Origin of the sequence: Actinokineospora fastidiosa (genome assembly GCF_014648415.1) — a bacterium.
GTDB classification, from domain to species: Bacteria; Actinomycetota; Actinomycetes; order Mycobacteriales; family Pseudonocardiaceae; genus Actinokineospora; species Actinokineospora fastidiosa.
On sequence record NZ_BMRB01000002.1, the window covers coordinates 1,100,416 to 1,122,843 of the forward strand.

24 protein-coding genes are annotated in these 22,428 nt (G+C 74.0%); 11 read left to right on the forward strand and 13 right to left on the reverse strand.

Features of this window, described 5'->3' with window-relative positions; translation table 11 throughout:
• The 3 genes from IEY98_RS14965 to mobA all read right to left on the reverse strand — a co-directional run bounded on the left by IEY98_RS14965 (position 1) and on the right by mobA (position 2,619).
• Complete coding sequence (locus tag IEY98_RS14965) at positions 1-882, reverse strand: DUF58 domain-containing protein (protein WP_189211806.1); 882 nt, start codon at positions 880-882, stop codon at positions 1-3.
• A 50-nt stretch (positions 883-932) separates the two neighbouring features.
• Entirely contained in the window at positions 933-1,943 is a 1,011-nt protein-coding gene (locus IEY98_RS14970) for an AAA family ATPase (protein WP_189211032.1), read from the reverse strand.
• Positions 1,944-2,019: 76 nt separating this feature from the next.
• Positions 2,020-2,619: a molybdenum cofactor guanylyltransferase gene (gene mobA, locus IEY98_RS14975; protein WP_189211033.1), complete on the reverse strand. Its 600-nt coding sequence runs from the start codon at positions 2,617-2,619 to the stop codon at positions 2,020-2,022.
• A gap of 80 nt (positions 2,620-2,699) precedes the next feature.
• Between mobA and IEY98_RS14980 the strand changes: the two genes are divergently transcribed.
• Positions 2,700-3,884: an NAD(P)/FAD-dependent oxidoreductase gene (locus tag IEY98_RS14980; RefSeq protein WP_229786921.1), complete on the forward strand. Its 1,185-nt coding sequence runs from the start codon at positions 2,700-2,702 to the stop codon at positions 3,882-3,884.
• A 61-nt stretch (positions 3,885-3,945) separates the two neighbouring features.
• Positions 3,946-4,080 carry a hypothetical protein gene (locus tag IEY98_RS33120; protein WP_268244580.1) on the forward strand — a complete coding sequence of 45 codons (135 nt, stop codon included), beginning with the start codon at positions 3,946-3,948 and terminating at the stop codon, positions 4,078-4,080.
• On the opposite strand, the gene IEY98_RS14985 is transcribed toward IEY98_RS33120, so the two are convergent.
• The gene (locus tag IEY98_RS14985) at positions 4,077-5,423 is read right to left on the reverse strand and encodes a rhodanese-like domain-containing protein (RefSeq protein WP_229786922.1); all 1,347 of its coding nucleotides are present in this window, start codon (positions 5,421-5,423) and stop codon (positions 4,077-4,079) included. The two genes, IEY98_RS33120 and IEY98_RS14985, sit on opposite strands and share 4 nt — an antisense overlap.
• Positions 5,424-5,496: 73 nt before the next feature.
• Here IEY98_RS14985 and IEY98_RS14990 point away from each other — a divergent pair, with 73 nt between their 5' ends.
• Together IEY98_RS14990 and IEY98_RS14995 are read left to right on the forward strand one after the other, a co-directional pair.
• The gene (locus IEY98_RS14990) at positions 5,497-6,258 is read left to right on the forward strand and encodes a GntR family transcriptional regulator (protein ID WP_189211036.1); all 762 of its coding nucleotides are present in this window, start codon (positions 5,497-5,499) and stop codon (positions 6,256-6,258) included.
• A complete protein-coding gene (locus tag IEY98_RS14995) occupies positions 6,258-7,025 on the forward strand; it encodes a sulfite exporter TauE/SafE family protein (RefSeq protein WP_189211037.1) in 768 nt (255 codons plus the stop codon). Before IEY98_RS14990 ends, IEY98_RS14995 begins: the two co-directional genes overlap by 1 nt.
• On the opposite strand, the gene IEY98_RS15000 is transcribed toward IEY98_RS14995, so the two are convergent.
• Together IEY98_RS15000 and IEY98_RS15005 are read right to left on the reverse strand one after the other, a co-directional pair.
• Entirely contained in the window at positions 7,022-7,999 is a 978-nt protein-coding gene (locus IEY98_RS15000; RefSeq protein WP_189211038.1) for an LCP family protein, read from the reverse strand. The genes IEY98_RS14995 and IEY98_RS15000 overlap by 4 nt on opposite strands.
• On the reverse strand, positions 7,996-8,499 hold the full coding sequence (locus IEY98_RS15005; protein WP_189211039.1) for a SigE family RNA polymerase sigma factor: 504 nt from the start codon (positions 8,497-8,499) through the stop codon (positions 7,996-7,998). Before IEY98_RS15005 ends, IEY98_RS15000 begins: the two co-directional genes overlap by 4 nt.
• 212 nt (positions 8,500-8,711) lie before the next feature.
• Here IEY98_RS15005 and IEY98_RS15010 point away from each other — a divergent pair, with 212 nt between their 5' ends.
• Complete coding sequence (locus IEY98_RS15010) at positions 8,712-9,578, forward strand: alpha/beta hydrolase family protein (RefSeq protein WP_189211040.1); 867 nt, start codon at positions 8,712-8,714, stop codon at positions 9,576-9,578.
• Here the strand turns inward: IEY98_RS15010 and IEY98_RS15015 are convergent.
• Positions 9,575-10,333: a pentapeptide repeat-containing protein gene (locus tag IEY98_RS15015; protein ID WP_189211041.1), complete on the reverse strand. Its 759-nt coding sequence runs from the start codon at positions 10,331-10,333 to the stop codon at positions 9,575-9,577. The two genes, IEY98_RS15010 and IEY98_RS15015, sit on opposite strands and share 4 nt — an antisense overlap.
• 41 nt (positions 10,334-10,374) lie before the next feature.
• Here IEY98_RS15015 and IEY98_RS15020 point away from each other — a divergent pair, with 41 nt between their 5' ends.
• On the forward strand, positions 10,375-11,244 hold the full coding sequence (locus IEY98_RS15020) for a hypothetical protein (RefSeq protein ID WP_229786923.1): 870 nt from the start codon (positions 10,375-10,377) through the stop codon (positions 11,242-11,244).
• Between the two features lies 1 nt (position 11,245).
• Here IEY98_RS15020 and IEY98_RS15025 read toward each other — a convergent pair whose 3' ends face one another.
• From IEY98_RS15025 to IEY98_RS15035, 3 genes are all read right to left on the reverse strand, one after another.
• Positions 11,246-11,470 (reverse strand): hypothetical protein, encoded by a 225-nt coding sequence (locus IEY98_RS15025; RefSeq protein WP_189211042.1) that lies wholly within the window; start codon positions 11,468-11,470, stop codon positions 11,246-11,248.
• A 331-nt stretch (positions 11,471-11,801) separates the two neighbouring features.
• The gene (locus IEY98_RS15030; RefSeq protein WP_189211043.1) at positions 11,802-12,539 is read right to left on the reverse strand and encodes a class I SAM-dependent methyltransferase; all 738 of its coding nucleotides are present in this window, start codon (positions 12,537-12,539) and stop codon (positions 11,802-11,804) included.
• Positions 12,539-13,708 (reverse strand): aminotransferase-like domain-containing protein, encoded by a 1,170-nt coding sequence (locus tag IEY98_RS15035; protein WP_229786924.1) that lies wholly within the window; start codon positions 13,706-13,708, stop codon positions 12,539-12,541. Before IEY98_RS15035 ends, IEY98_RS15030 begins: the two co-directional genes overlap by 1 nt.
• 73 nt (positions 13,709-13,781) lie before the next feature.
• Here IEY98_RS15035 and IEY98_RS15040 point away from each other — a divergent pair, with 73 nt between their 5' ends.
• From IEY98_RS15040 to IEY98_RS15050, 3 genes are read left to right on the forward strand one after another with little or no spacing between them, the layout of a single operon-like run.
• Positions 13,782-14,294, forward strand: a complete 513-nt coding sequence (locus tag IEY98_RS15040) for an Lrp/AsnC family transcriptional regulator (RefSeq protein WP_189211044.1) — start codon at positions 13,782-13,784, stop codon at positions 14,292-14,294.
• Positions 14,291-14,689 carry a cupin domain-containing protein gene (locus IEY98_RS15045; RefSeq protein ID WP_229786925.1) on the forward strand — a complete coding sequence of 133 codons (399 nt, stop codon included), beginning with the start codon at positions 14,291-14,293 and terminating at the stop codon, positions 14,687-14,689. Before IEY98_RS15040 ends, IEY98_RS15045 begins: the two co-directional genes overlap by 4 nt.
• 2 nt (positions 14,690-14,691) lie before the next feature.
• Positions 14,692-15,654 carry an NADPH:quinone reductase gene (locus IEY98_RS15050; RefSeq protein WP_189211045.1) on the forward strand — a complete coding sequence of 321 codons (963 nt, stop codon included), beginning with the start codon at positions 14,692-14,694 and terminating at the stop codon, positions 15,652-15,654.
• Here the strand turns inward: IEY98_RS15050 and IEY98_RS15055 are convergent.
• From IEY98_RS15055 to IEY98_RS15065, 3 genes are all read right to left on the reverse strand, one after another.
• Positions 15,651-17,783 (reverse strand): NACHT domain-containing protein, encoded by a 2,133-nt coding sequence (locus IEY98_RS15055; RefSeq protein ID WP_189211046.1) that lies wholly within the window; start codon positions 17,781-17,783, stop codon positions 15,651-15,653. The two genes, IEY98_RS15050 and IEY98_RS15055, sit on opposite strands and share 4 nt — an antisense overlap.
• A gap of 65 nt (positions 17,784-17,848) precedes the next feature.
• Positions 17,849-18,508, reverse strand: coding sequence for a response regulator (locus tag IEY98_RS15060; RefSeq protein ID WP_189211047.1), 660 nt, complete (start codon positions 18,506-18,508; stop codon positions 17,849-17,851).
• On the reverse strand, positions 18,505-19,302 hold the full coding sequence (locus tag IEY98_RS15065; RefSeq protein ID WP_229786926.1) for a sensor histidine kinase: 798 nt from the start codon (positions 19,300-19,302) through the stop codon (positions 18,505-18,507). Before IEY98_RS15065 ends, IEY98_RS15060 begins: the two co-directional genes overlap by 4 nt.
• Before the next feature lie 132 nt (positions 19,303-19,434).
• Here IEY98_RS15065 and IEY98_RS15070 point away from each other — a divergent pair, with 132 nt between their 5' ends.
• Positions 19,435-20,133 (forward strand): ABC transporter ATP-binding protein, encoded by a 699-nt coding sequence (locus IEY98_RS15070; RefSeq protein WP_189211048.1) that lies wholly within the window; start codon positions 19,435-19,437, stop codon positions 20,131-20,133.
• A complete protein-coding gene (locus IEY98_RS15075) occupies positions 20,130-22,424 on the forward strand; it encodes an ABC transporter permease (protein ID WP_189211049.1) in 2,295 nt (764 codons plus the stop codon). The genes IEY98_RS15070 and IEY98_RS15075 overlap by 4 nt, the downstream gene beginning before the upstream one ends.
• Positions 22,425-22,428: the final 4 nt, after the last annotated feature.

Sequence of the window (22,428 nt, forward strand, 5' to 3'; positions counted from 1 at the left end):
TCACGCCACACCTCCCGACCAGCGGCGCTTGCGGGACACGACGAACCGCACGGTGTCGGCGATCCAGTCCGAGTCCGTGCGCAGCGTCAGGTGGGCCGCGCCCGCGCGGCGCAGGCAGGCGGCCACAGTGGACCGGTGCTGCGCCGCGGCGGCGGCGAACTCCTTGCGCAGCAAGGGCGTCGCCGTCACCTCGCGCTGGCGGCCGGTCTCCGGGTCGGCCAGCACGACGGTGCCGACGTCGGGCAGCTCCGTGTCGCGCGGGTCGACGATCTCGACGGCGACCAGCTCGTGGCGCAGCGACAACGCGCGCAGCGGGCGCTGCCAGTCGGTGTCGCCCAGGAAGTCCGAGACCACGACGGCCAGGCCGCGGCGGCGCGGCGGGCGGCGCAGCTGGTCGATGGCGGCGGCGAGGTCGCCGCGCACCCCCTCGGGCGGGCTCGGCGTCTCGGCCACCCGGCGCACCAGACCGCGGGCGTGGGCGAGGCCGCCGCGCGCGGGCACGCGGGCGGTCCGCTCGCCGGTCGCGATGAGCGCGCCGACGCGGTTGCCGCCGCCGCGCGTCAGGTGCGTGATGGCGGCGACGGCGGCCACCGCGAGGTCGCGCTTCTCGCAGGCGGCCGTGCCGAAGTCCAGCGACGCCGAGAGGTCGACCACCAGCCACGTCTCCAGTTCGCGGTCGGCGACGGTCTCCCGGATGTGCGGGGTGGTCGTGCGGGCGGTGACGGCCCAGTCCATGCGGCGCACGTCGTCGCCGGGCTGGTACGGCCGGGCCTCGCCGGGCTCGGAGCCGGGGCCGGGCACCAGGCCGAGGTGGTTGCCCTGCAGCAGGCCGTCGAGCCTGCGGCGGACGTCGATCTCCAGCAGCCGCAGCCCGGCCTCCATCCGGTCGCCGCGCAGGATGGGCGGCGCCCAGCCGGGTCGTTCGCCGCGGGTCACGGCCTGCCCGCTGGCACCTGCGGCCGGGCCGAGACCTGCGGCAGCGGGACGGTCTGCAGCACGCGGGTGACCATGTGGTCGACGGGGACGCCGTCGGCGAGGGCGTCGTAGCTGAGCACCAGGCGGTGGCGCAGCACGTCCGGCACCACGTCGACCACGTCCTGGGGCAGCACGTAGTCGCGGCCGCGGACCAGGGCCAGCGCCCGGGCCGCGGCGATGATGCCGAGGCTGGCGCGCGGGGACGCGCCGTAGGCGATCCAGCCCGCGACGTCGGCGAGGCCGTGCTCGGCCGGGGTGCGGGTGGCCAGCACCAGCCGGACGGTGTAGTCGACGAGCGCGTGGTGGACGAAGACCCGGGAGGCGACCTTCTGCAGCCGGATCAGCTCCTCCGGGCTGAGCACCTGGTCGGGCACCGGGGGCTCGACGCCCATCCGGTAGACGATCTCGCGCTCCTCCTCGGCCGTCGGGTACTCGACGATGATCTTGAAGAGGAACCGGTCGCGCTGGGCCTCGGGCAGCGGGTAGACGCCTTCGTTCTCGATCGGGTTCTGGGTGGCCAGCACCAGGAACGGGTCGGGCATCGGGAAGGTCTGGCCGCCGATGGACACGTGCCGCTCGGCCATGACCTCCAGCATCGCCGACTGCACCTTGGCGGGCGCGCGGTTGATCTCGTCGGCGAGCACGAAGTTGGCCACGACCGGGCCCAGCTCGACGTCGAAGCGCTCGGTGCCCTGGCGGTAGATGCGGGTGCCGAGGATGTCGGCGGGCACGAGGTCGGGGGTGAACTGCACGCGGGAGAACGACCCGCCGACGACCTTGGCGAAGGTCTCCACGGCCAGCGTCTTGGCCACCCCGGGGACGCCCTCGAGCAGCAGGTGGCCCTTGGCGAGCAGCCCGACGAGGACGCGTTCCACCAGCCGGTCCTGCCCGACGATGACGCGCTTGACCTCGAACACGGTGCGCTCCAGCACCTGGGCGTCGTGGGCGGGCGTGGTCGGCTCGGTCACCGGCGTTCCTCCTGTGGCGGGATACCAGGACAGCCAACCCCACCACCGGTATGAGCCCTGTGAAACGCGGGTCCGGCTAGCGCCACCGGTCGAGGTCGGCCGGGGTGTCCAGATCGGACGACGCGCCGCCGGGATCGGGCACGCGCACGGGCGCCAGCGGGCCGAGGACGGCGTAGAGGCCGCGCCCGGAGCGCTCGACGGCGGCACGCAGGACGTCGACGCGCCACGCGCTCAGCAGCCACTGGTCGCGGCCTTCGGTGTCGACCAGCACGGCCCCGGTCTCCCCCACCGCGTCGCGCACACGGCGCACTGTGGCGCAGTCCACGGCGGGCAGGTCGGCGGCAAGCAGCACGACGACATCAGGCGCTGGAATGTCGCGCGCAGGCACGTCAGGCGCGGTGTCATCGAGCGCCGGGACGGTGCCGGCGGTGTCCACGGCCGACAGACCGGCGGCCAGCGCGGCGACCGGTCCGCTGCCGGGCTCGACCTCGCGGGTCCAGACGACCGGGCGGGCGGTGGGCCTGCGCGGGCCCACGACGACCACCGGGTCCGCGCCCTCGACGGCGGCGACGGCCCGGTCGAGCAGGGTCATCCCGCCGATGACCAGGGCGGGCTTGTCGATGCCGCCGAGCCTGCTCCCGCGTCCGCCCGCCAGGACGATTGCCGCCCACCTCACGCCGCCGACCCTAGTACCGCCCTTGATCGCCCACATTATGGGACAGTAATATGTCCGTACATTTCAGTCGGGAGGCGGACGTGGCGGACTGGCGGCACCGGATCGTGATCGTCGGGGGTGGCAGCGCGGGGATCTCGGTCGCGGCGCGGCTGCGGCGGGCGGGCCAGCGCGACGTCGTGGTGATCGACCCATCGGGCACGCACTACTACCAGCCGCTGTGGACGCTCGTCGGCGGTGGTCTCGCGCCCGCGCACAGCAGCGCCCGACCGCAGGCGTCCGTGGTGCCGAAGGGGGTGACCTGGGTCCGGCAGGCAGCGGTGGGCGTCGACCCGGACACCCGCGAGGTCACCCTCGACGACGGGTCCGCGGTCGGCTACGAGTACCTGGTGCTGTGCCCGGGCATCCAGCTCGACTGGGGCGCGATCCCCGGCCTGGAGCCGACGCTGGGGCTCGCGGGCGTGTCCAGCAACTACCGCTACGACCTCGCGCCCGCGACCTGGAGGTACATCAAGGGACTGCGGTCGGGCGCCGCGGTGTTCACCATGCCGTCGGGGCCGATCAAGTGCGGGGGCGCGCCGCAGAAGATCGCCTACCTCGCCGCGGACTACTGGCGCGAGCAGGGCGTCCTCGACAAGATCGACGTGCACCTGGTGCTGCCGACGCCCACGGTCTTCGGGGTCAGGGAGTTCGCGCGCGTCCTCGACGGCGTGGTGCGGCGCTACGGCATCAGGGTGCACTTCCGGAGCGAGCTCGTCGAGGTCGACGCCGACGCCCGCAAGGCGCGGATCGCCGGTCCGGAGGCCGAGAGCGTCCTGGAGTACGACCTGCTGCACGTGGTCCCGCCGCAGAGCGCGCCGGACTGGGTGAAGCGGTCCGCGCTCGCCGGTCCGGACGGGTACGTGGAGATCGACCGGCACACCCTGCGCCACGTCCGCCACCCCGAGGTGTTCGCCCTCGGCGACGCCGGGTCCAGCCCGAACTCCAAGACCGGCGCCGCGGTCCGCAAGCAGGCGCCGGTGGTGGCCGCCAACCTGCTCGACGCCATGGCGGGCCGCCCGCCGAGCGCCCGGTACGACGGCTACGCGTCCTGCCCGCTCACCACGTCCCGACGGTCCATGCTGCTCGCGGAGTTCGACTACTCGATGACGCCGACGCCGTCGATCCCGTTCATCGACACGATCAGGGAACGGCGCGACATGTGGTACCTCAAGCGGTACGGCCTGCCCGCCCTGTACTGGAACCTGATGCTGCGCGGCCGCGCGTGAGGGACCGTCCCGCATCGCGGGACCACTTGCCGCCCGGGTCGGCCGGTGCTCGACTGGCCGGGTGAGCGCGGACACGGTCGACCAGGACACGGCGCCGGAGCCCCGGGCCGACGAGCCGGAGCCCGAGCCGGAGTCGCGGCTGGCCCGCGTCGCCCGGCTGATCCGCGCCGCCAGCGACCACGGCGTGCCGTTCTAGCCGAACCGGTGGGAGTTCGCGGCGAAGTCGTCGTCGACCAGGACGACGTCGTGGCCCGCGCGGGCGAGCAGGCTGGCGGCGATGGCCGCGCGCGTGCCCGCCGCGCAGTGCACCCACAGCCTGCCCCGCGGCACCTCGCCGAGGCGGTCGAGCAGCGAGTGCAGCGGGATGTGCGTCGAGCCGGGGATGTGGCCCGCCGCGCGCTCGTCCTCGCGGCGCACGTCGATGATGTGGACCCCGGCGTCGGCGCGGGCCCGGGCGAGGTCGGCGAACGTGGCGGTCGGGTACGTCCGGACCTCCTCGGGCTTGGCCAGCTCGGACGGTGTGCCGACGGCCGCGCCCGCGAGCCGGTCGACGCCGATGCGGACCAGTTGGCGCTGGGCGTCGGCGACCTGGTCGGCGGTCTCGCCGATCAGCGTGAGCGGGCTGCCCCAGGGGATCAGCCAGCCCAGGTACGTGCTGAAGCGGTCGCCGAGCGCGATGCTGATGGTGCCGCCGACGTGCTCGGCGGCGTACGCGGTCCGGTCGCGCAGGTCGACGACCCACTCCCCCGCGCGGATGCGCCTGCGCAGCTCGTCGGGGTCGACCGGTTCCGGCGGCGAGAGGTCGGGCGCACCGGGGCCCTGCCGGTTGAGCGCGCTCATGTGGGCGTAGTACCTCGGGTACGCGGTCAGGCCCGCGACCAGCTTGGTGACGAACGCGTCCTCGTCCTGCTCGACCAGGGCGTCGTTGCGGCGGCGCTCGTCGCCGATCGTGCTGGTCGCGCCCGCGGCGGCCGATCCGGACGAGCAGAAGCTGCCGAAGCCGTGCGTGGGGTAGACCGGCACGTCGTCGCCGAGTTCGGCGGCCAGCCTGCGGGCCGAGCGGAACTGCGCGCGGGCCAGCTCCTCCGTGCGGTCCGGGTCCACCAGGTCCGTGCGGCCGACCCCGCCGAACAGCAGTGACCCGCCGGTGAAGACCGCGGACTCGGCGCCGCGACTCACCACATAGGACAGATGGTGGTCGGTGTGCCCGGGGGTGGCGACCACGCGCACGGTGAGCGAACCGGCGGTGCGCACGTCCCCGTCGGAGACCGCGTCGCGGTCGAAGGAGACGTCGTCGCCCGCCGCGACCAGGTACGCCGCGCCCGTGCGGCGGGCCAGCTCGTGGCCGCCGGTCACGTAGTCGTTGTGGATGTGGGTCTCCACGACCAGCGCGCACCGCAGGCCGTGCCGGGCCAGCACCGCCTCGACGCGGTCGATGTCGCGCTGGGGGTCGACCACCACGGCCACCGCGCCGTCATGCGCGACGTAGCTGCGGTCGCCCAACTCGGTGGTCTCCACGACCTCGACGCTGAGGCCCACTGCGTCACCTCCGCTTGCCCGCTCTTCCATAATGACCGTACATTAGGCGGCAGCGATCTCAAAGGATGAGAGCATGGGTGCGACACCGCTGCGGCGCGACTCCGGCGAGCCCCTCTGGGCCCAGCTGCTCGCCGACCTGCGCGGACGGCTGGCCGACGGCGAGTTCGCCGAGGGGTTCCCCGGCGAGCTGTCGATCGCCGAGCAGTACCAGGTAAGCAGGCACACCGTCCGCCAGGCACTCGCGCGCTTGCGCGGCGAGGGGACGGTGACCGCCGCCCGCGGGCGCGCGCCCCGGCTGCTGCCCTCCCCCGGCATCGAGCAGTCCCTGGGCACGCTCTACAGCCTGTTCGCCGCCGTCGAGGCCACCGGCGTGCCGCAGCGCAGCGTCGTCCACGTCCTCGACACCCGCGCCGACGGCGTGGTCGCCGCCCGCCTCGGCCTGGAGGAGTCCACGCCGCTGGTCTACCTGGAGCGGCTGCGGCTGGCGGGCGACGAGCCGCTGGCCGTCGACCGGGCCTGGCTGCCCGCCGACCTCGCCGCCCCGCTGCTGGACGTCGACTTCACCCGCACCGCCCTGTACGAGCAGTACGCCGCGCTCTGCGGCGTGCACCTGACCGGCGGGCAGGAGCACATCCGCGCCGTCATCCCCACCCCCGGCGAGCGCGCCCTGCTCGACATCGACGGCGAGGTCGCCGCCCTGGCCATCGACCGGCTCGGCTGCGCGGGCGGCAGGCCGGTCGAGTGGCGGCACACGGTCGTGCGCGGCGACATGTTCAGCGTCACCGCCGACCTGCCCGCCGCGACCGGCTACCGGCTGCGCCCCCGGCGGGCCTGATGGTGGTCCTGCTGGCGGCGCCGCTGGGCGCGGTGATCGGCCTCGTCGTGGGCGCCCTCGGGGGTGGCGGCGGCGTGCTGACCGTGCCCGTGCTGGTCTACCTGCTCGGGCAGAGCGGCCAGGACGCCACCACCGGCAGCGTGATCATCGTCGGGCTGACCGCGCTCGCGGGCGCGGCCGCGCGGGCCCGCGACGGCAGCATCGACTGGCGGACCGCGGTGGCCTTCGGGGTGATCGGCGGGCCAGCCGCCGTCCTGGGCACCGCGCTGAACCGCGACGTCGACCAGTCGGTGCTGCTGCTGGCGTTCGCGGCCGTCACCGTGCTGGCGGCGGGCGCGATGCTGGTCGACACCCGCCGCCACGCCGGGGAAGCGCGGCAGGCCGTGGCCGTGCGCACCCGGGTGGGCGCGAAGGCGGTGGCCGTGGCCGCGCCGATCGGCTTCCTGACCGGCTTCCTCGGCGTGGGCGGCGGGTTCCTGGTCGTCCCGGCGCTGGTGATCGTCCTGCGGATGCCGATGCCGACCGCGATCGGCACGTCCCTGCTGGTCATCGGGTTCAACGCGCTGACATCCTTCGGCGCCCGCGTCGGCGACCTGCACGTGGACTGGGCGGTCATCGCGCCGTTCACGATCACCGCCGTGATCGCGTGCCTGGCGGGGAAGCGGCTCACCGAGCGGCTGCCGGGCCACACGCTCTCCACGGCGTTCGCCGTCCTGCTCGTGCTGGTCGGCGTGTTCACCGGCGCCCAGAGCCTCCTCAGCCTCTAGTTCACGCAGCCATCCCCGCCCGGCGCGGGCGGACCGGACGGCGGCGCCGTTGACCCGGCGGGGGCGAAGAACTCCGCCGTGAACGCCGCGACCTGGGCGGCGTCGACCTTCAGGACGGCCAGGCCGCCCACCGTGCCGTTGACGTCGGCGATCGGGATCGTGGCGACGCGGACCGGGCCGGTGGCCTCGGCGGCCATGGCCACCGGGCTCCAGCCGGGGTCGGTGTCGACCACGTCCTCGACGAGCGCGGTCAGCTCGGCGCGACGGCCGGGGTCGGTGAGGACCGTCGTGACCAGCTTGTCGACCAGTGCCCGCGCGAACACCTGCTGGCGCACGACGCGGTCGAGGTCGCCGTTGGGCAGGCCGTGGCGCTGGCGCACGAAGGCGAGGGCGGCCGCGCCGGACAGGCTCTGCCGCCCGGCCGGGAAGTCGGCCCCGGAGAACCCGTCGGCGGACGGCGCCCGCAGGCACACCTCGACCCCGCCGACGGCGTCGGCCAACCGCTGGAAGCCCGCCATCTCCACGGCGGCGTAGTGGTCGACCGGCTGGCCGGTCAGCCGCTCCACCGCGGCGACCATGGCCTCGGGGCCGGACAGGTACGCCGAGTTCAGCTTGCCCATGCCGTGGCCGGGGATGTCGACCCACGCGTCCCTCGGCAGCGACAGCACCGCGACCCGGCCCGCGTCGACCCTGACCAGCATGATCGAGTCGGCGCGGCCGCCGTCGGACCCGATCACCACCACGTTCCGGGCGGGCGCGGGCGCGGCCGGGGCCACGGGCGCCGTCGGCGCGTCCCGGCCCGCCATCAGGGGGATGCTCACCGCGGCCACGGCAGCGGCCGCCGCGACCGCCACGGCCGCGGCCAGTCCGCCGCGGCGCCTGCGGGGCGCGCGCAGGCGCTCGACCACGACGGACCCGGGCACGGCCCGGGCCGCCTCGTCCGCCAGCACGGCTCGGATGTCGTCCTCGGTCACCGGACCACCTCTCGGGCGGGTTCGGCCACGCGCAGCGCGCGCAGGGCACGGGAGATCTGGGAGCGGACGGTCACCTCGGCGCAGCCCAGCACGCGGGCGATCTCGGCGTCGGAGTAGTCCTCGTAGTAGCGCAGCACCAGGGCCGCGCGCTGTTTGCGCGGCAGGATCGCGATGAGCGCGCGCATGGCGTCGCGGTCGGCGTGGGCATCGGTCCGGTCGCCGACCGACGGCGACAGCGCGGCCATCACCTCGGGCGCGGCGGCGACGTCGCTCGCCGCGCGCCTGCGCCGCCACGACAGGTACTCGTTGGTGACCATCTTCTTCACGTACAGGTACGGCGCGTCGGTCGCGGCTATCCGCGACCAGCGCCGCTGGGCGCGCAACAGCACCTCCTGGACGATGTCCTGCGCCAGGTGCCGGTCGCAGCACAGGGCGGTGGCGTAGCGCAGCAGCCGGTCGATGCGCTCCACCACGAAGTCGTCGAACCCTCCATCGGGCACGGTCCCTCCAACGTGGCTGGATCATTCGGGCGGGAAACGCCTCCGGCGGGCCCGGTTGTTGCACGGGCGGCGGAATTCACCTCGCACCCTGCAACTTCCGGGTTCCGATCACCTTTTCCCAAACCTCTTGACCGACTTTCCTCGATCGTCTAACAATCTAGCTACTCGTCGGTCGGTAAGCGGCCGGTCACCCTCCGATCAGGAGACAATCCATGGCACGCAAGGGCTTCGCCATGCGCGTTCTCGCGCCGCTGGTGCTGGTGGGCGGGCTGACGGCGGGCACATCCGCCGCCCATGCCTCGGACAACCCGTACGAGCGGGGACCCGATCCCACGGAGTCGAGCATCGAGGCGTCGCGCGGGCCGTTCGCGGTCGCCCAGTCCACCGTGTCCCGGACGGCGGCGCGCGGGTTCGGCGGCGGCACCGTGTACTACCCCACCGACACCTCGCAGGGCACGTTCGGCGCCATCGCGATCTCCCCCGGGTACACCGCGACGCAGTCGAGCATCGCGTGGCTGGGCCCGCGCATCGCGTCCCAGGGCTTCGTGGTGATCACCATCGACACGCTGAGCCGCTACGACCAGCCCAGCGCGCGGGCCGACCAGCTGCTGGCCGCGCTCGACCACCTGACCGGCAGCAGCCTGCGCAACCGCATCGATCCGACGCGGCTCGGGGTCATGGGGCACTCGATGGGCGGCGGCGGCGCTATCGAGGCGGCGAACGACCGGCCGTCGCTGCAGGCGTCCATCCCGCTGACCGGGTGGCACACGACCAAGACGTGGTCGCGGATGGCGGTCCCGACGCTGGTCGTCGGCGCGGAGAACGACGGGGTCGCCCCGGTGGCCAGCCACTCCGAGCCGTTCTACGAGGGGATGCCCGCCGAGCTGGACAAGGCGTACCTGGAGCTGAACGACGCGAGCCACTACGCGCCGAACTCGCCGAACGTCACCATCGCCAAGTACAGCATCTCCTGGCTCAAGCGGTTCATCGACAACGACACCCGCTACGAGCAGTTCCTCTGCCCCGCCCCGGCGGAGTCGACGATCTCGGAGTACCGCGACACCTGCCCGCACTCCTAGCGCCAGTGCGCGGGGCGGGTCCGTGCGGCGGGCAGGAGCGTCGTCACGTCGCCCACCGCGGCCGTGAGCTGCGGCTGGGTGACGAACAACGCGCCGGAGAGATCCGCTCCGCGCAGGTCCGCCCCACGCAGGTCGGCGCCGGTGAGGTCGGCCTTGGCGAGGTCGGCGCCACGCAGATCGGCGCCCAGCAGCAGCGCGCCGCGCAGGGACGCGCCGTTCAGAGCGCGTCGGCGCAGGTCGCGGCCGATCAGATCGGCTCCGGCGAGGTCGGGGCCGCGGCCGCGGGCCAGGTCGGCCGCCGCGCGGAGGACCCCGACCGCGGCCGAGCGCTGCGCGCCGACGTCGACGTCGGGGTCGTCGGCCGCTTTGTCCACTTGGTCCCGGATCCGGGCGAGGTCGGCGCGCACCGGCTCGGTCCCGGGCAGGGCCAGCGCCTCGGCGAGATGCCAGAGGAGTTCGTGGAGGGCGCGGACCTTGCCGAACCGGGCGAACATCGGCTCGGCGGCGGCAGGGTCGTCGCGCCAGTCGGGGCCCTGCGACACGCGCTGGCCCGCGCCGAAGCACTCGAAGACGGTGCACCCCGCGTAGCCGTTGTCGCGGAGGCGGTCGTGGACGCCGCAGCGGAAATCGGCCAGCAGGTTCCCGCACGGCGTCCCGGCGGGCTTGTCGACGGGGAAGTCGGCGGACCGGGTGAACGCGAGCGCGACACAGCACAGCCCGTGGCACCGGGAGCAGTCGGAGTGCAGTTCGCCCACACGGCCACAGTAATAGGGCGGATTTCCCTAGCCTGGTCGGCATGGACTTCAGCAACCGGACCGCGTGGTCGCGGATGCCCGGGATCAACCGGGTGAACAGGGAGCGGGCGGGGCTGGCGTACGAGCGGGGCTGGCAGTTCGCCGAGGAGGCCCCCGCCCTCCTCGACCGCTGGCGCGTCCTCCCGCTCACCCAGCGCGGCGACATGCGCATGGCGTACGGCGCCCTCACCGGCGTCTGCGACGGCCTGCCGTTCACCATGTTCGACTTCATCCGCCGCGACCGCGTCGTCAACATGCAGGCGATGGGCCTCACGCTGAACAAACACCACGACTTCCGCACCGACTCGGTCTGGGCCGTCACCCTGCAGGCGCCGATGCCGTTCTTCCAGATCACGTCGAACAACGAGGTGTACGCCGACGTCGACCACCACCCGCGCCCGATGACCGGCGAGCGCAAGTTCGACCGCAGACACCGCCTGGTGGACACCGACCCGCACGTGGCGGCGCAGATCCTCACGCCGCCGCTGGTGGGTTTCCTTCGTGAGGCCGAACTGGGCACGTGGTCCCTGGTGGGGAACGAGCTGGTGTACGCGGAGATGGTGATGCTGGCGAACACGACGCCGCAGAAGGTGGTGGGGACGCTGGCGAAGCTGGCGCATCTGGTGACGTACCTGCCGAGGCACTTCGGTCAACCGCAGCCTTATCCGGGACAGGGGTACCCGGGCTACCCGGCGCAGGGGTACGCGCCGCAGGGCTATCCAGCACAGGGGCAACCGCCTCAGGGCCCGCCGCAGGGGTATCCGGCGCAAGGGCCCTATCCGCCTCAGCCGTATCCGCAGCAGCCTTACCCGCCGCAGTATCCGCCGGGGACGACGCCGCCTCCGCCGTTCCAGCAGCCGGGCTACTACTAGGTCAGTTCCACCGGCCAAGGGTCGGCAGCCCGCCGGAGCGGGTGCGCACCGAGGTGGAGCGGTGCAGGTCCTGATCGCCCCGCTCGAGGACGTCGTTCTCCCAGTCCAGCAACTGCTGCCGCTGATACGGCGTCAACGCCGCGCGCTCGCCGGGATCCAGATCGCTCCACGAGAGCCTGCCGTCCCGGAACAGGCGACGCAGCTCGCGAAAGGGCCGACCCGACACAGACGGCTCGGCACTCCGCCGCGACTCAGCGGTCCGGCGCGGTTCACCGGTCCGCCGGGGCTCTCTGGGCTGCCGCGACTCGCTGGTCCGGCGCGACTCACTGTTCCGGCGCCGCTCACCGGTCCGCCGGGGCTCGCCGCTCTGGCGCGGCTCCGTGGTGCGGCGCGGCGCACTGCTCTGGGGCGGCTCGGCGCGTCGGGGTCCTCGGGCCGCTCGGCGTGGGACGCAGGCGCATCCGAGGCCGACGGTCAGGCCGCATCGCTGGCATTCCATGCCCACCACCCGATGAGAAGTCGATGTCTCCGGGGAAGTCGGGGCACCAGGCGGGGTGTTACAGCGGTTTCCGGGCCAGGAGGGAGAAGGTGTTCGGGAGTTGGCCGCGCCAGGCGGCGGCGTTGGTGTTGTGGGGGCGCCAGAAGGGGTCTGGGTGTTCGGCTAGGTGGAGGAGGTCCAGGTTCGCGGCCAGGACGGCGGTGATGACATCGGACAGGGTTGCCTGCCACTCCACGGCGCCGTTGGCGGGGAAGGTGTCGTTGACGTGGGAGCGGGCGAAGTAGCCTCGGTCGGGGCGGATGCGCGGTTCGTCCTCGTCCCAGGTCCACAGTGGAACCATGGGATGGGCTTCGTACACGAACAGGTGTCCGCCGGGGCGCAGCAAGGCCGTGACGTCCCGCGCCCAGGCGGTGAGGTCCGGGAGCCAGATCAGGGCGCCCTTGCCGGTGTAGACGAGGTCGGCGCAGCCGGGGCGCAGCGGGGCTCCCGGGAGTTCGGCCACCACGTAGCGGCAGGGGACGCCCAGGTCCGCTGCCCGGCGGGACGCCGCGGTGGCGGCTGTCCTGCTGAAGTCGACGCCGACCACCGAGGCCGCGCCCGCCTTCACCAGCGCGACGTCGTCGAGGCCATGGCCGCTCTGCAGGTGGACGACAGCGGGGGCGGCCTCCAGCAAGGGCCGCAGCAGATCGAGCTCCACCGGGAACAGCGACGTCCCCGCCCGAGCCTCGGCCAGCAGTTCGGCGTACTCGCGCACGTGCTTGCGGGAGGCGGTCTCCCACGCGGCCCGGTTGTCCATCACGTCAGGTGGGCGCCGAGGCGGGTCAGGCCGTCGACGATCTTCTCCTCGGACAGGCCGGAGAAGTTGAGCCGGGCGTGGTTGTGCTCGGGCTCCCCCGCGAAGAACGACGCCCCCGGCACGTACGTCACCCGCGCCTTGGGCAGCGCAGTGTCGCGCATGAACGCCGTGGTGTCGAAGCCCTCCGGGAAGGTCAGCCAGGTGAACAGCCCGCCGGTCGGGGAGGTGAAGCGGGTGGTGCCGGGGAACGCGTCGGCCAGGGTCTTCAGCATGAGGTCGCGCTTGTCGCGGTACACCGCGCGGACCGAGGCGATGTGCGCGTCGATGTCGTACCGGTCCAGGTACAGCGACACCGCGGCCATGTTGAGCGTGCCGCACTGGGTGTCGGCGGCGAGCTTCAGCAGGGTGAGCTTGTCCAGGATCTCCGGGCTCGCGACCGCCCAACCCAGGCGCATGCCGGGCGCGAGGATCTTGGAGAAGCTGCCCAGGTGCAGCACCCGGCCCTCGGTGTCCAGGCTTTTCAGGGTGGGCAAAGCCTCGCCGTCGTACCGCAGCGCACGGTAGGGGGTGTCCTCGACGACCAGCAGGTCGTACCGGTTGGCGAGGTCGATCAGCGCGCGCCTGCGCTCCAGGCTCATCGTCACGCCGGTCGGGTTCTGGAAGTCCGGGACGGTGTAGAGGAGCCTGGCGCGCGGCGACTCCGCCAGCACCCGCTCCAGGTCCGCCGGGTCCATGCCGTCGTCGTCGGTGCGCACGGGCGCGTACGTCGGCTCGAGCGGGTTGAACGCGATCAGCGCGCCCAGGAACGTCGGGTTCTCCGTGACCACGGTGTCGCCCGGATTGAGCACGAGCTTGCCCGCGAGGTCCAGGCCCTGCTGCGCGCCCTGGATGATCAGCACGTCGTCGGCGCCGCACGCGATCCCGTCGCGCGCGAGCCGCCGGGCGACGTGCTCGCGCAGCGAGGGCAGCCCGTTGGACGGGCAGTACTGCAACGCCGACGGGTCGCCCGCGAGCAGTTCGTCGTAGACGGCGCGCAGGTCGTCGGTCGGGAACAGCGCGGGATCGGGGTAGCCGCCACCGAAGGAGATGATCGCCGGGTCGGCCCCGTGCCGCAGCAGGTCGCGGATCGCGGAGGGACCCACCCGACTCATCCGGTCTGCGTACCGCACCGAGCCTCCTCGCAATCGCATGGTCCGCCATGCCTTGTGGCTTACGTTCGCCAGTCCTATAGTGCCGATCGACATGGCAAATGACAAGCACGAGCCGGTACCCCGACTCGACGACACGGACGTGGCCATCCTCAAGTACCTCGCCGAGGACGCCCGGCTCTCCCAGCGCGCGATCGCCCGCGGGGTGGGCATGTCCCCGCCCGCGGTCGCCGACCGCATCGCCAGACTGGAGTCGCTGGGGGTGATCGAGGGCTACCGGGCCCGGATCAACTACGGCCTGCTCGGCCGCGCCCTGACCGTCGTCGTGGGCATCGCCTCCGAGCGCAGCGACAACCAGCGCGAACTGGCCCAGCAGGTGGTGGAGATCCCCGAGGTCGAGAGCGTCGACCTGGTGACCGGCGCGCTGGACCTGCAGGTGCGGCTGCGCGTGCGCGACCAGGCCCACTTCAACGAGGTCTACTTCGACCGGCTGCTCGCCCTGCCCGGCATCCGCCACACCGAGACCGCGCTCGTGCTCTACGCCTACACCCCCGACAACTTCGCCGACCGCGTCCTGACCAGCCTCACCCCACCGGAGGAACCGTGACCGAGCACTTCAGCACCGAGGCCAAGGGGACGCCGACCGCGCCCGGCCGGTACGTGACCGTCGGCGACATCGACCCGGTCGAGTTCGTCGAGGGCCTGGCGTTCCGGCCCGTGCTCGGCCAGAGCGCCATGGCCAACTTCGTCAGCTTCGAGCCCAACACGACCGCGCCGCTGCACGTCCACGAGGAGGAGCAGATCACGATCGTGGTCGAGGGCGAGTTCGAGTTCACATTGGACGGCGAGACGCGGACCATGCGCGCGGGCGACGTCGCCGTCATCCCGCCGTGGGTCCCGCACGGCGCGCACACGAAGGACACCACGTGCAGGCAGATCGACGTGTTCACCCCGCCGCGCACGTCGCTGCTCGACCACGCCCGCAAGCAGGCCGAGAGCTGACGATGCGCGCGATCCAGGTCAGCCGGTTCGGCGCCGAGGACGTGCTCGTCCCCACCGACCTGCCCCTCCCCGAGCCCGCGGCGGGGCAGGTGCGCGTGCGCCTGCACGCCGCGGGCGTCAACCCGGCGGACACCTACGTCCGCACCGGGCAGTACGCCTTCTTCACCCCGCCGCTGCCCTACACGCCCGGCTTCGACGGGGCGGGCGTGGTCGACGCGGTCGGCCCCGGCGTCACCTCGGCGGCGCCGGGCGACCGCGTGTTCGTCAGCGCGCTCGGCCGGTCCACGGGGACCTACGCCGAGTACGTCGTCGCCGACGAGCCCGACGTGCAGCCCCTGCCGGACTCGCTGTCCTACGCCCAGGGCGCCGCCGTCGGCGTCCCCTGCGCCACGGCGTGGCGGGCGCTGTTCCAGAAGGCCGCCCTGCAGCCCGGCGAGACCGTGCTGATCCACGGCGCCAGCGGCGGCGTCGGCATCCCCGCCACCCAGCTCGCCCGCGACGCGGGCGCGACCGTCATCGGCACGGCGGGCACCTGCGCGGGCGCGGACCTCGTGCTGGCCGCGGGCGCGCACCACGTCCTCGACCACACCTCCCCCGGCTACCTCGACAAGCTCGCCGCGCTCGCCCCCGCGGTGGTCGTCGAGATGCTCGCCGACGTGAACCTGGCCAAGGACCTGGAGATCATCGCCCCGCGCGGGCGGATCGTCGTGGTGGGCAGCCGCGGCAGCCTCGACTTCACGCCGCGGCTGACCATGCGCAAGGAGGCGACGATCCACGGCACCGCGCTCTGGAACGCCACCGCCGAGGAGTCCGCCACCGCCCTGCGCGCCATCGGCGCCAAGCTCCGCTCGGGCGTCCTGCACCCCATGGTCGGCACCGAACTCCCCCTCGACGCCGCCCAGGAGGCCCACCGCCGCGTCCTCGCGCCGGGATCACTGGGCAAGATGGTGCTGAACACCGCCTAGCCAGCGAGGTGGTCGCGGAGGCGGGCGTGCCGGAACTGGTAGACCCCGCCCGCCTGCCGCAGGACACCCCTGCGGTGGGCGTCGACCAGGAAGCCCATCACCGGCCAGGGCAGCTTCCCGGTGAGCGACAGCCACGTCCGCGCCACCAGCCACGGGCCCCAGACGGTGACGAACAGCATCCAGATCAGCAGTCCGAGCACCGCCATGGTGGCGGTGCCGAGCACCCAGAGGCCGCCGGGGAAGACGACCGCGAACGGCGTGCCGAACGCGGGCTCCATGGCCAGCCGGAGCATCAGCCAGAACACCGCCGAGCCGCCCACGCCCACCGCGAGCCCCTGGCGCAGCGCCGTGCGCCGGTCGGTGCGCAGCAGGTCGGCCGGGCTCGTGGTCTCGGTGGGGGTGACCGGGACGCCGAGCGCGCGGACGAAGGAGACCACGAACCACAGCGCCGCGCCGCAGAACAGCCCGGCGGCCAGACCGACCAGCAGCACCCCGCCGTCCCGCCCGGACAGCGACGCCACCACGCCGAAGAGGAGCCCGCCGACGGTCCAGACCGCGAACCAGGCCAGGTTGCGCCAGGTGGTCAGGCTCCGCAGGAGCCGCGCGCCGATCTGGCGCGCCCGGCCCCGCATCCGGAGTCGGACGCGGGCGGGGGTGAGCCGGATGCCGCGGCCCTGGCCCACGATGAGCCCGCCCGCGAGCCCGGTGGCCGCGCCCGCGATCAGGGTGGCGACCAGCCACGCCTGCCTGCCGCCGCCGTCGGGCCAGTGCCCGGCCCAGCCGGGGAACCCCGCGCCGAGCCAGGTGGCCGCGGTGATCACCAGGCCCGCCACCGCGCCCACGACGGTCCTCGGCACCGCCGTGACGAGCCGCCACCAGGCGATGTCCTGGGTGCGCAGCCGGAGGGAGTGCCTGGCCAGGAAGGCGAGGTGCCGCCGCGCCCTGGCCGCGGTCGCCTCCGTCAGGTCGTCGGAGTAGACCGCGGGCACGAACCCCGCGAGCAGGCGGTCCTCGATCAGTTCCCGCGTGGTCCGGGTGTCCGGGCTGGACACCGCCAGCAGTCGGGCGGGATCGGCGGCGGTGTCGCTGAACACGGCCCGGGCGAGCGCGACCATCAGCGGGGTCGACAGCACCTCGGACAACGCGCTGTCGATGCCGGACCGCCGGGCGTGCGCGAGCACCGGATGCCACTTCGTCCTGGTGTCGCGGCCTTTGCGGGTGGTCAGCGGCAGGTAGCCCGCGACGTCGTCGATCGTGAGCCGGTCGAGGCGCACGACCGCGGCCGAGGCGAGCGGGTCGGCGGCGGCGGCGCGGAACTCGTCCGGCCTGCTGGTCAGCAGGAACCGGTCGCCCGGCAGCACGCCCCGGTTGATCCGGGTGACGACCGCCCCCCGGATGCCCTCGGGCACCTCGTCGAGCCCGTCGAGCACCGGGAGGACCAGGCGGTCGGCGAGCAACCGGGCGGCGAGCGTGCCGCCGCTGTCGTCGGCCGCGCTCAGCATCGGGTAGTCGGCGATGAGCTGCTCGGCGAGCCAGTCCCGCAGGGGAGCGCTCATCGGGTCCCACGAGCCCAGCGGGAAGATCACCGGCACCGGATCGCCCGGGGCGCGCTGGTCGAGCAGGGGCAGGGTGAACCGGGACGCCAGGATCGTCTTGCCCGCCCCGGCCGCGCCGAGCACCACCAGCCGACCGGACGGCACGCGCCGGAACACCGCGACCACGTCGTCGCGGCCCGCCAGGTCCAGCGGCGAGTCGTCATCGTGCGCGCGGTTGATGTTCTGCCAGTGGTCGGTGGTCTCGTCGTCGACGACCGACCAGCGGAACGGCAGCGGGAAAGGGTCGTGGACCCGGCGGATGCGCTCCTCGGTCTCCCACTGGGCGCGCACGGCGTTCGCCAGGACGTCGGCGACGGCCCCCGGCGCCACCGGCCGCTTCTCCTGCGGCGGGGCCGAGATCAGCATGGTGACCAGGGTGACGCAGGCGGTCACCATGCTGATGACGCTGGCGACCTTGTCCCCTCGGTCCAGCTCGCCGTCGGGGAGGAACAGCAGCAGGATCGCGGCCACCGCGACGCAGAACACCACGACGCTGACGACGCGCACCTTCCGCCACACCGCTGACCGCCGCACCCGTCCGCCTCCGCTCCGGCATCCGGTGATCATCATGCCGGACGCGACGCCGAGGGCGGGCGCGATCAGGTGGAGGCGCCGCCGCCCGGGACGACCAGGCCGGTCTCGTAGGCGAGGACGACGGCCTGGGCGCGGTCGCGCAGCGCCAGCTTCGCGAAGATGCGCGCCACGTGCGTCTTGACCGTGGCCTCGCTGAGGGTCAGGTCGGCGGCGAGTTCGGCGTTGGAGCGGCCGCGGCCCACCAGCGTCAGCACCTCCCGCTCCCGGGGCGTCAGCACGGCCAGGTCGGCGGGCACCGAGGGCGGCTCGGCGGCGGCGAAGCGCTCGACGAGCCTGCGGGTGATCGTCGGGGCCAGCAGCGCGTCGCCGGTGTTGACCAGGCGGACGGCGGCGACGAGGTGTTCGGGGGTGACGTCCTTCAGCAGGAAGCCGCTCGCCCCGGCGGCGAGCGCGGAGTAGACGTAGCGGTCGAGGTCGAACGTGGTCAGCATGAGCACGCGGCAGTCAGGGGCCGTGGCCAGCACCTGCCGGGTGGCCGCCAGCCCGTCGAGGTTGGGCATGCGGATGTCCATCAGGACGACGTCCGGGCGCAGGTCGCGGACCAGCGACACCGCCTCGACGCCGTCGGCGGCCTCGCCGACGACGTCGATGCCGCCGGAGGCCAGGATCATCCGGAAGCCGGTGCGCACGAGGGCCTGGTCGTCGGCGATCACCACGCGGGTCACGGGCGCTCCAGCGGTATCCGCGCCCGCACCCGGAACCCGCCGCCGACGCGCCGCCGCGCGTCGAGGTCGCCGCCGAAGACCCGCACGCGTTGCCGCAGGCCGAGCAGGCCGCGGCCCTCGTCGGACTCCGGACCGGGCGCCCGGCCGCCGGAGAGCGCGCTGGGGCCGCTGTTCAGCACTTCCACACGCAGGTAGTTGTCCGCGTACCGCACCGACACCTCGGCCTTCGCCCCGTCGCCGTGCTTCAGCGCGTTGGTCAACGCCTCCTGGATGATCCGGTAGGCGGTCAGGTCCACCCCGGACGGCAGCGGCCGGGGCTCGCCGGAGACCCGGACCTCCACCGGCAGCCCGGCGAAGGCGATCCGGTCGACCAGCGGGCCGAGCCCGCTCAGTCCGGGCTGCGGCGACAGGTCGGCGGGCTCGGAGCCGTCCGCAGGCGGGGCGAGCACGCCGAGCAGGTGGCGCAGCTCGGTCATCGTGTCCCGGCCCGCGGCCTCGACGGCCAGCAGCGCGGCCGCGGCCGAGGACGGCTCGGCGTCGAGCACCCGGCGGGCCGCGCCCGCCTGCACCAGCATGACGCTGACGTTGTGGCTGACGATGTCGTGCAGCTCCCGCGCGATGCGGGCGCGCTCGGCGTCGACAGCGCCGCGCGCGGCGCTCTCCCGCTCCCGCTCCAGCAGCCAGCCGCGCTCGCCCATCGCCTCGGCGAAGGCCCGGCGGGCGCGGACGAGCCGCACCGCCAGCACGGCGGCGACCAGCACCGCCGCCCCGGCGACGACCCATCCGCTCCCCACCGGGCCGACTCTGCCACCGGGGCCGTCACCTCCGCGTCAACCCGGCGCGTACATCCTGGGGATGACCCGTCGGCCGGGTTACCCCCGCCGACCGATGCCCGACCCGCCCCGCCGAGCCCAGGATTGCCGACCGTGACCAGTGATGACAGCGCCGTCGTGGAACTGACCGACGTGCGCAAGGAATACAGCGACTCCGTCGCGCTGGACGGCCTCTCGCTCACCATCCGCGCCGGGGAGGCCGTCGCGGTGATGGGCCCGTCGGGCAGCGGCAAGTCGACCCTGCTGAACATGGTGGCCGGGCTGGACCGGCCCACATCGGGATCGGTGGTCGTCAACGGGGAGGACCTGGGCAGGCTGAGCGAGACCGGGCTGGCCCTGTACCGCCGCAGGCGCATCGGCATGATCTTCCAGTTCTTCAACCTGCTCGACGACCTCCCCGCCCTCGACAACGTCGCCCTGGCCGCGCAGCTGACCGGGACCTCGCCCGCGCAGGCCCGCAGGCGGGCCCTGGAACTGCTCGACGAGCTCGGCATCGCGGGCAGGCGCAACGTCTACCCGGCGCGGCTCAGCGGCGGCGAGCGGCAGCGGGTCGCCGTCGCCCGCGCGCTGATGAACCGCCCCGCGCTGCTGCTGGCCGACGAGCCGACCGGCGCGCTGGACAGCCGGGCGGGCGAGCAGGTGATGGACCTGCTGCTCGACCTCAACCAGATCGGTCAGACGCTGCTGCTGGTGACCCACGACGAGGGCCTGGCCACCCGGTGCGCGAGCAGGCTCGTCGAGGTCGTCGACGGCCGCGTCGCCCGCGAGTCGCGCCTGGAGCGCACGCCGTGAGCGCCGTGTGGCGGGTCGCGCGGGCCGCGGCGCGGCGGCGCAGGCTGCAGACGATCGTGATCGGGGTCGTGGTCGGCGTCTCGACCGCGACGATGGTGCTGGCCCTCGGGCTGCTGACCTCGGCGTCGGCCCCGTTCGACCGGGCGCACCAGCAGCAGAGCGGCGCGCACCTGGTCGCCGTGTTCGACGGCCCGGGCGACGGGCTCGCCGAGACCGCGGGGCGTCCGGCGGTGGCGGCGGCCGCCGGGCCGTTCGCCCAGGTCACCGTGGACGTCGCGATGACCAGCCGGATCGGCATGCCGCTGACCGTCGCGGGCCGGGCCGACCCCGGCGGCGCGGTGGACCGGCTGACCGTGTGGCAGGGCCGGTGGGCGGACGCGCCGGGCGAGATCGTGCTGAACGAGCCTCCCGGCGAGCGCGGGCCGTGGTCGCTGGGCGAGCGCGTCGACGTCGCGGGTGGCCGGACGTTCACCGTCGTCGGATTCGCCTACTCGGTGAGCCGCTCCGCCGACGCCTGGGTGACCCCCGCGCAGATGTCGGCGCTGAACCCGGACAGCGCGCAGATGCTCTACCGCTTCACGGCCGCGGGCACGGCGGAGGAGATCGCCGCGGCCGAGACGGCGGTGACGGCCGGGCTGCCGCTGCTGGGCACGCAGTCCTACCTGACGCTGAAGCAGGAGGTCGCCGCGGAGACGGCCGTCTACATCCCGCTGCTGATCGTCTTCGGCGTCCTCGGCATGGCGGTGGCCGTGCTGATCGTGGCCAACGTGATCAGCGGCGCCGTCGTGGCCGGTTACCGGCACATCGGCGTGCTCAAGGCGCTGGGCTTCACCTCCAACCAGGTGCTGGCCGTCTACCTGCTGATGGTCACCGTCCCGGCCGTCGTCGGCTGCGTGCTCGGCGCGGTGCTCGGCCACGTCACGGCGGTGCCGCTGCTGGCCGACGCGTTCGCGGGCTTCGGCACGACGGAGATCGCGATCGACGCGTGGGTGTACGCCCTGGCCGCGCTGGGGATGCCCGCGGTGGTCGTCGTGACGGCCCTGCTCGCGGCGCTGCGGGCGCGCGGGCTCTCGGCCGCCCAGGCGATCAGCGCGGGCAGCGCGCCCTCGGTCGGCCGGGCGCTGGCGGTCCAGCGCGTGCTCAGCGGGGCGCGGCTGCCGCGCTCGGTCAGCCTCGGCCTCGGCGTGCCGTTCGCCCGGCCCGCGCGCAGCGCGCTGACCCTGGCGGCGATCGTCCTCGGCGTCATGACGGTGACGCTGGCGAGCGGGGTGACCACGTCCGTCACCTCCTACCGCGCCGCCGTCGAGCCGCCGACCGAGAACCGGGTCGAACTGCTCGCCGCGCCCCCGCGCGGATTCCCGGGGCCGCAGCGGCTGCCCGAGCCGACCCTGAGTGACGCCGAGGACGAGGCCCTGCTGCGCTCGCTGCCCGGCGCGGCCGCCGTCGCCGCGGTGGCCCGGCTGCCGGTCGGGGTGGTCGGCGGGGACCCGGCCGAGGTCTACTTCCACCGCGGCGACCGCGACCTCGGCCCGGTGGTCCTGTCCGGACACTGGCCCGCCGCGCCCGACGAGGTGGCCGTCCCGTCCCGGTTCCTCAACCAGCGCGGGCTGTCCCTCGGCGACGCGATCACCGTGGAGTTCGACGGCGACCGCACCCGGCTGCGCGTCGTCGGCGTCGTGCTGACCAACCCCGCCGACGAGGTCTACGCGTCCTGGTCGGCCCTGACGGCGCTGGCCCCCGGCACCCGCGCCCACTCCTACCTGGTCGAGCTGCGGCCCGGCTCCGACCGGCAGGCCTACGTCGACGCGGCCGCCGATGGCGACCCCGGCCTGACGCCGATCCCGCCGGACGAGGGCGGGTCGAGCCAGGCGGTGGTCCTGATCGGCTTCGCCACCCTCATGACGCTCGTGCTGGCCGCGGTCTCGGCGCTCGGCGTGTTCAACACCGTCGTCCTGATCAGCCGCGAGCGCCGCAGGGACCTGGGCATGCTCAAGTCGATCGGGATGACCCCGCGCCAGGTCACGGTGATGATGGTGACCTCGATGGGCGTGCTGGGCGTCGTCGGCGGCCTGATCGGCCTGCCCCTCGGCGTCGCGGCGCACGCGCTCATCGCCCCGGCCATGATGCGCGCTGCCCAGGCCGACGTCCTCGACATCGTCATGGACGTCTACCACGCGCCGCTGCTGGCCCTGCTGGCGCTGGCGGGCGTCGTGATCGCGGTGCTGGGCGCCTACCTCCCGGCCCGGGGCGCGGGCCGGGCGACGATCGCGGAGGTCCTGCACACCGAGTGACGCG

Excerpts from the sequence above, each read along its gene's own strand:
- IEY98_RS14965 (WP_189211806.1), bottom strand. The coding sequence starts at position 882 with ATGGAGGCCGGGCTGCGGCTGCTGGAGATCGACGTCCGCCGCAGGCTC.
- IEY98_RS14990 (WP_189211036.1), top strand. The coding sequence starts at position 5,497 with ATGGGTGCGACACCGCTGCGGCGCGACTCCGGCGAGCCCCTCTGGGCC.
- IEY98_RS14995 (WP_189211037.1), top strand. The coding sequence starts at position 6,258 with ATGGTGGTCCTGCTGGCGGCGCCGCTGGGCGCGGTGATCGGCCTCGTC.
- IEY98_RS15010 (WP_189211040.1), top strand. The coding sequence starts at position 8,712 with ATGGCACGCAAGGGCTTCGCCATGCGCGTTCTCGCGCCGCTGGTGCTG.
- IEY98_RS15020 (WP_229786923.1), top strand. The coding sequence starts at position 10,375 with ATGGACTTCAGCAACCGGACCGCGTGGTCGCGGATGCCCGGGATCAAC.
- IEY98_RS15030 (WP_189211043.1), bottom strand. The coding sequence starts at position 12,539 with ATGGACAACCGGGCCGCGTGGGAGACCGCCTCCCGCAAGCACGTGCGC.
- IEY98_RS15040 (WP_189211044.1), top strand. The coding sequence starts at position 13,782 with ATGGCAAATGACAAGCACGAGCCGGTACCCCGACTCGACGACACGGAC.
- IEY98_RS15050 (WP_189211045.1), top strand. The coding sequence starts at position 14,692 with ATGCGCGCGATCCAGGTCAGCCGGTTCGGCGCCGAGGACGTGCTCGTC.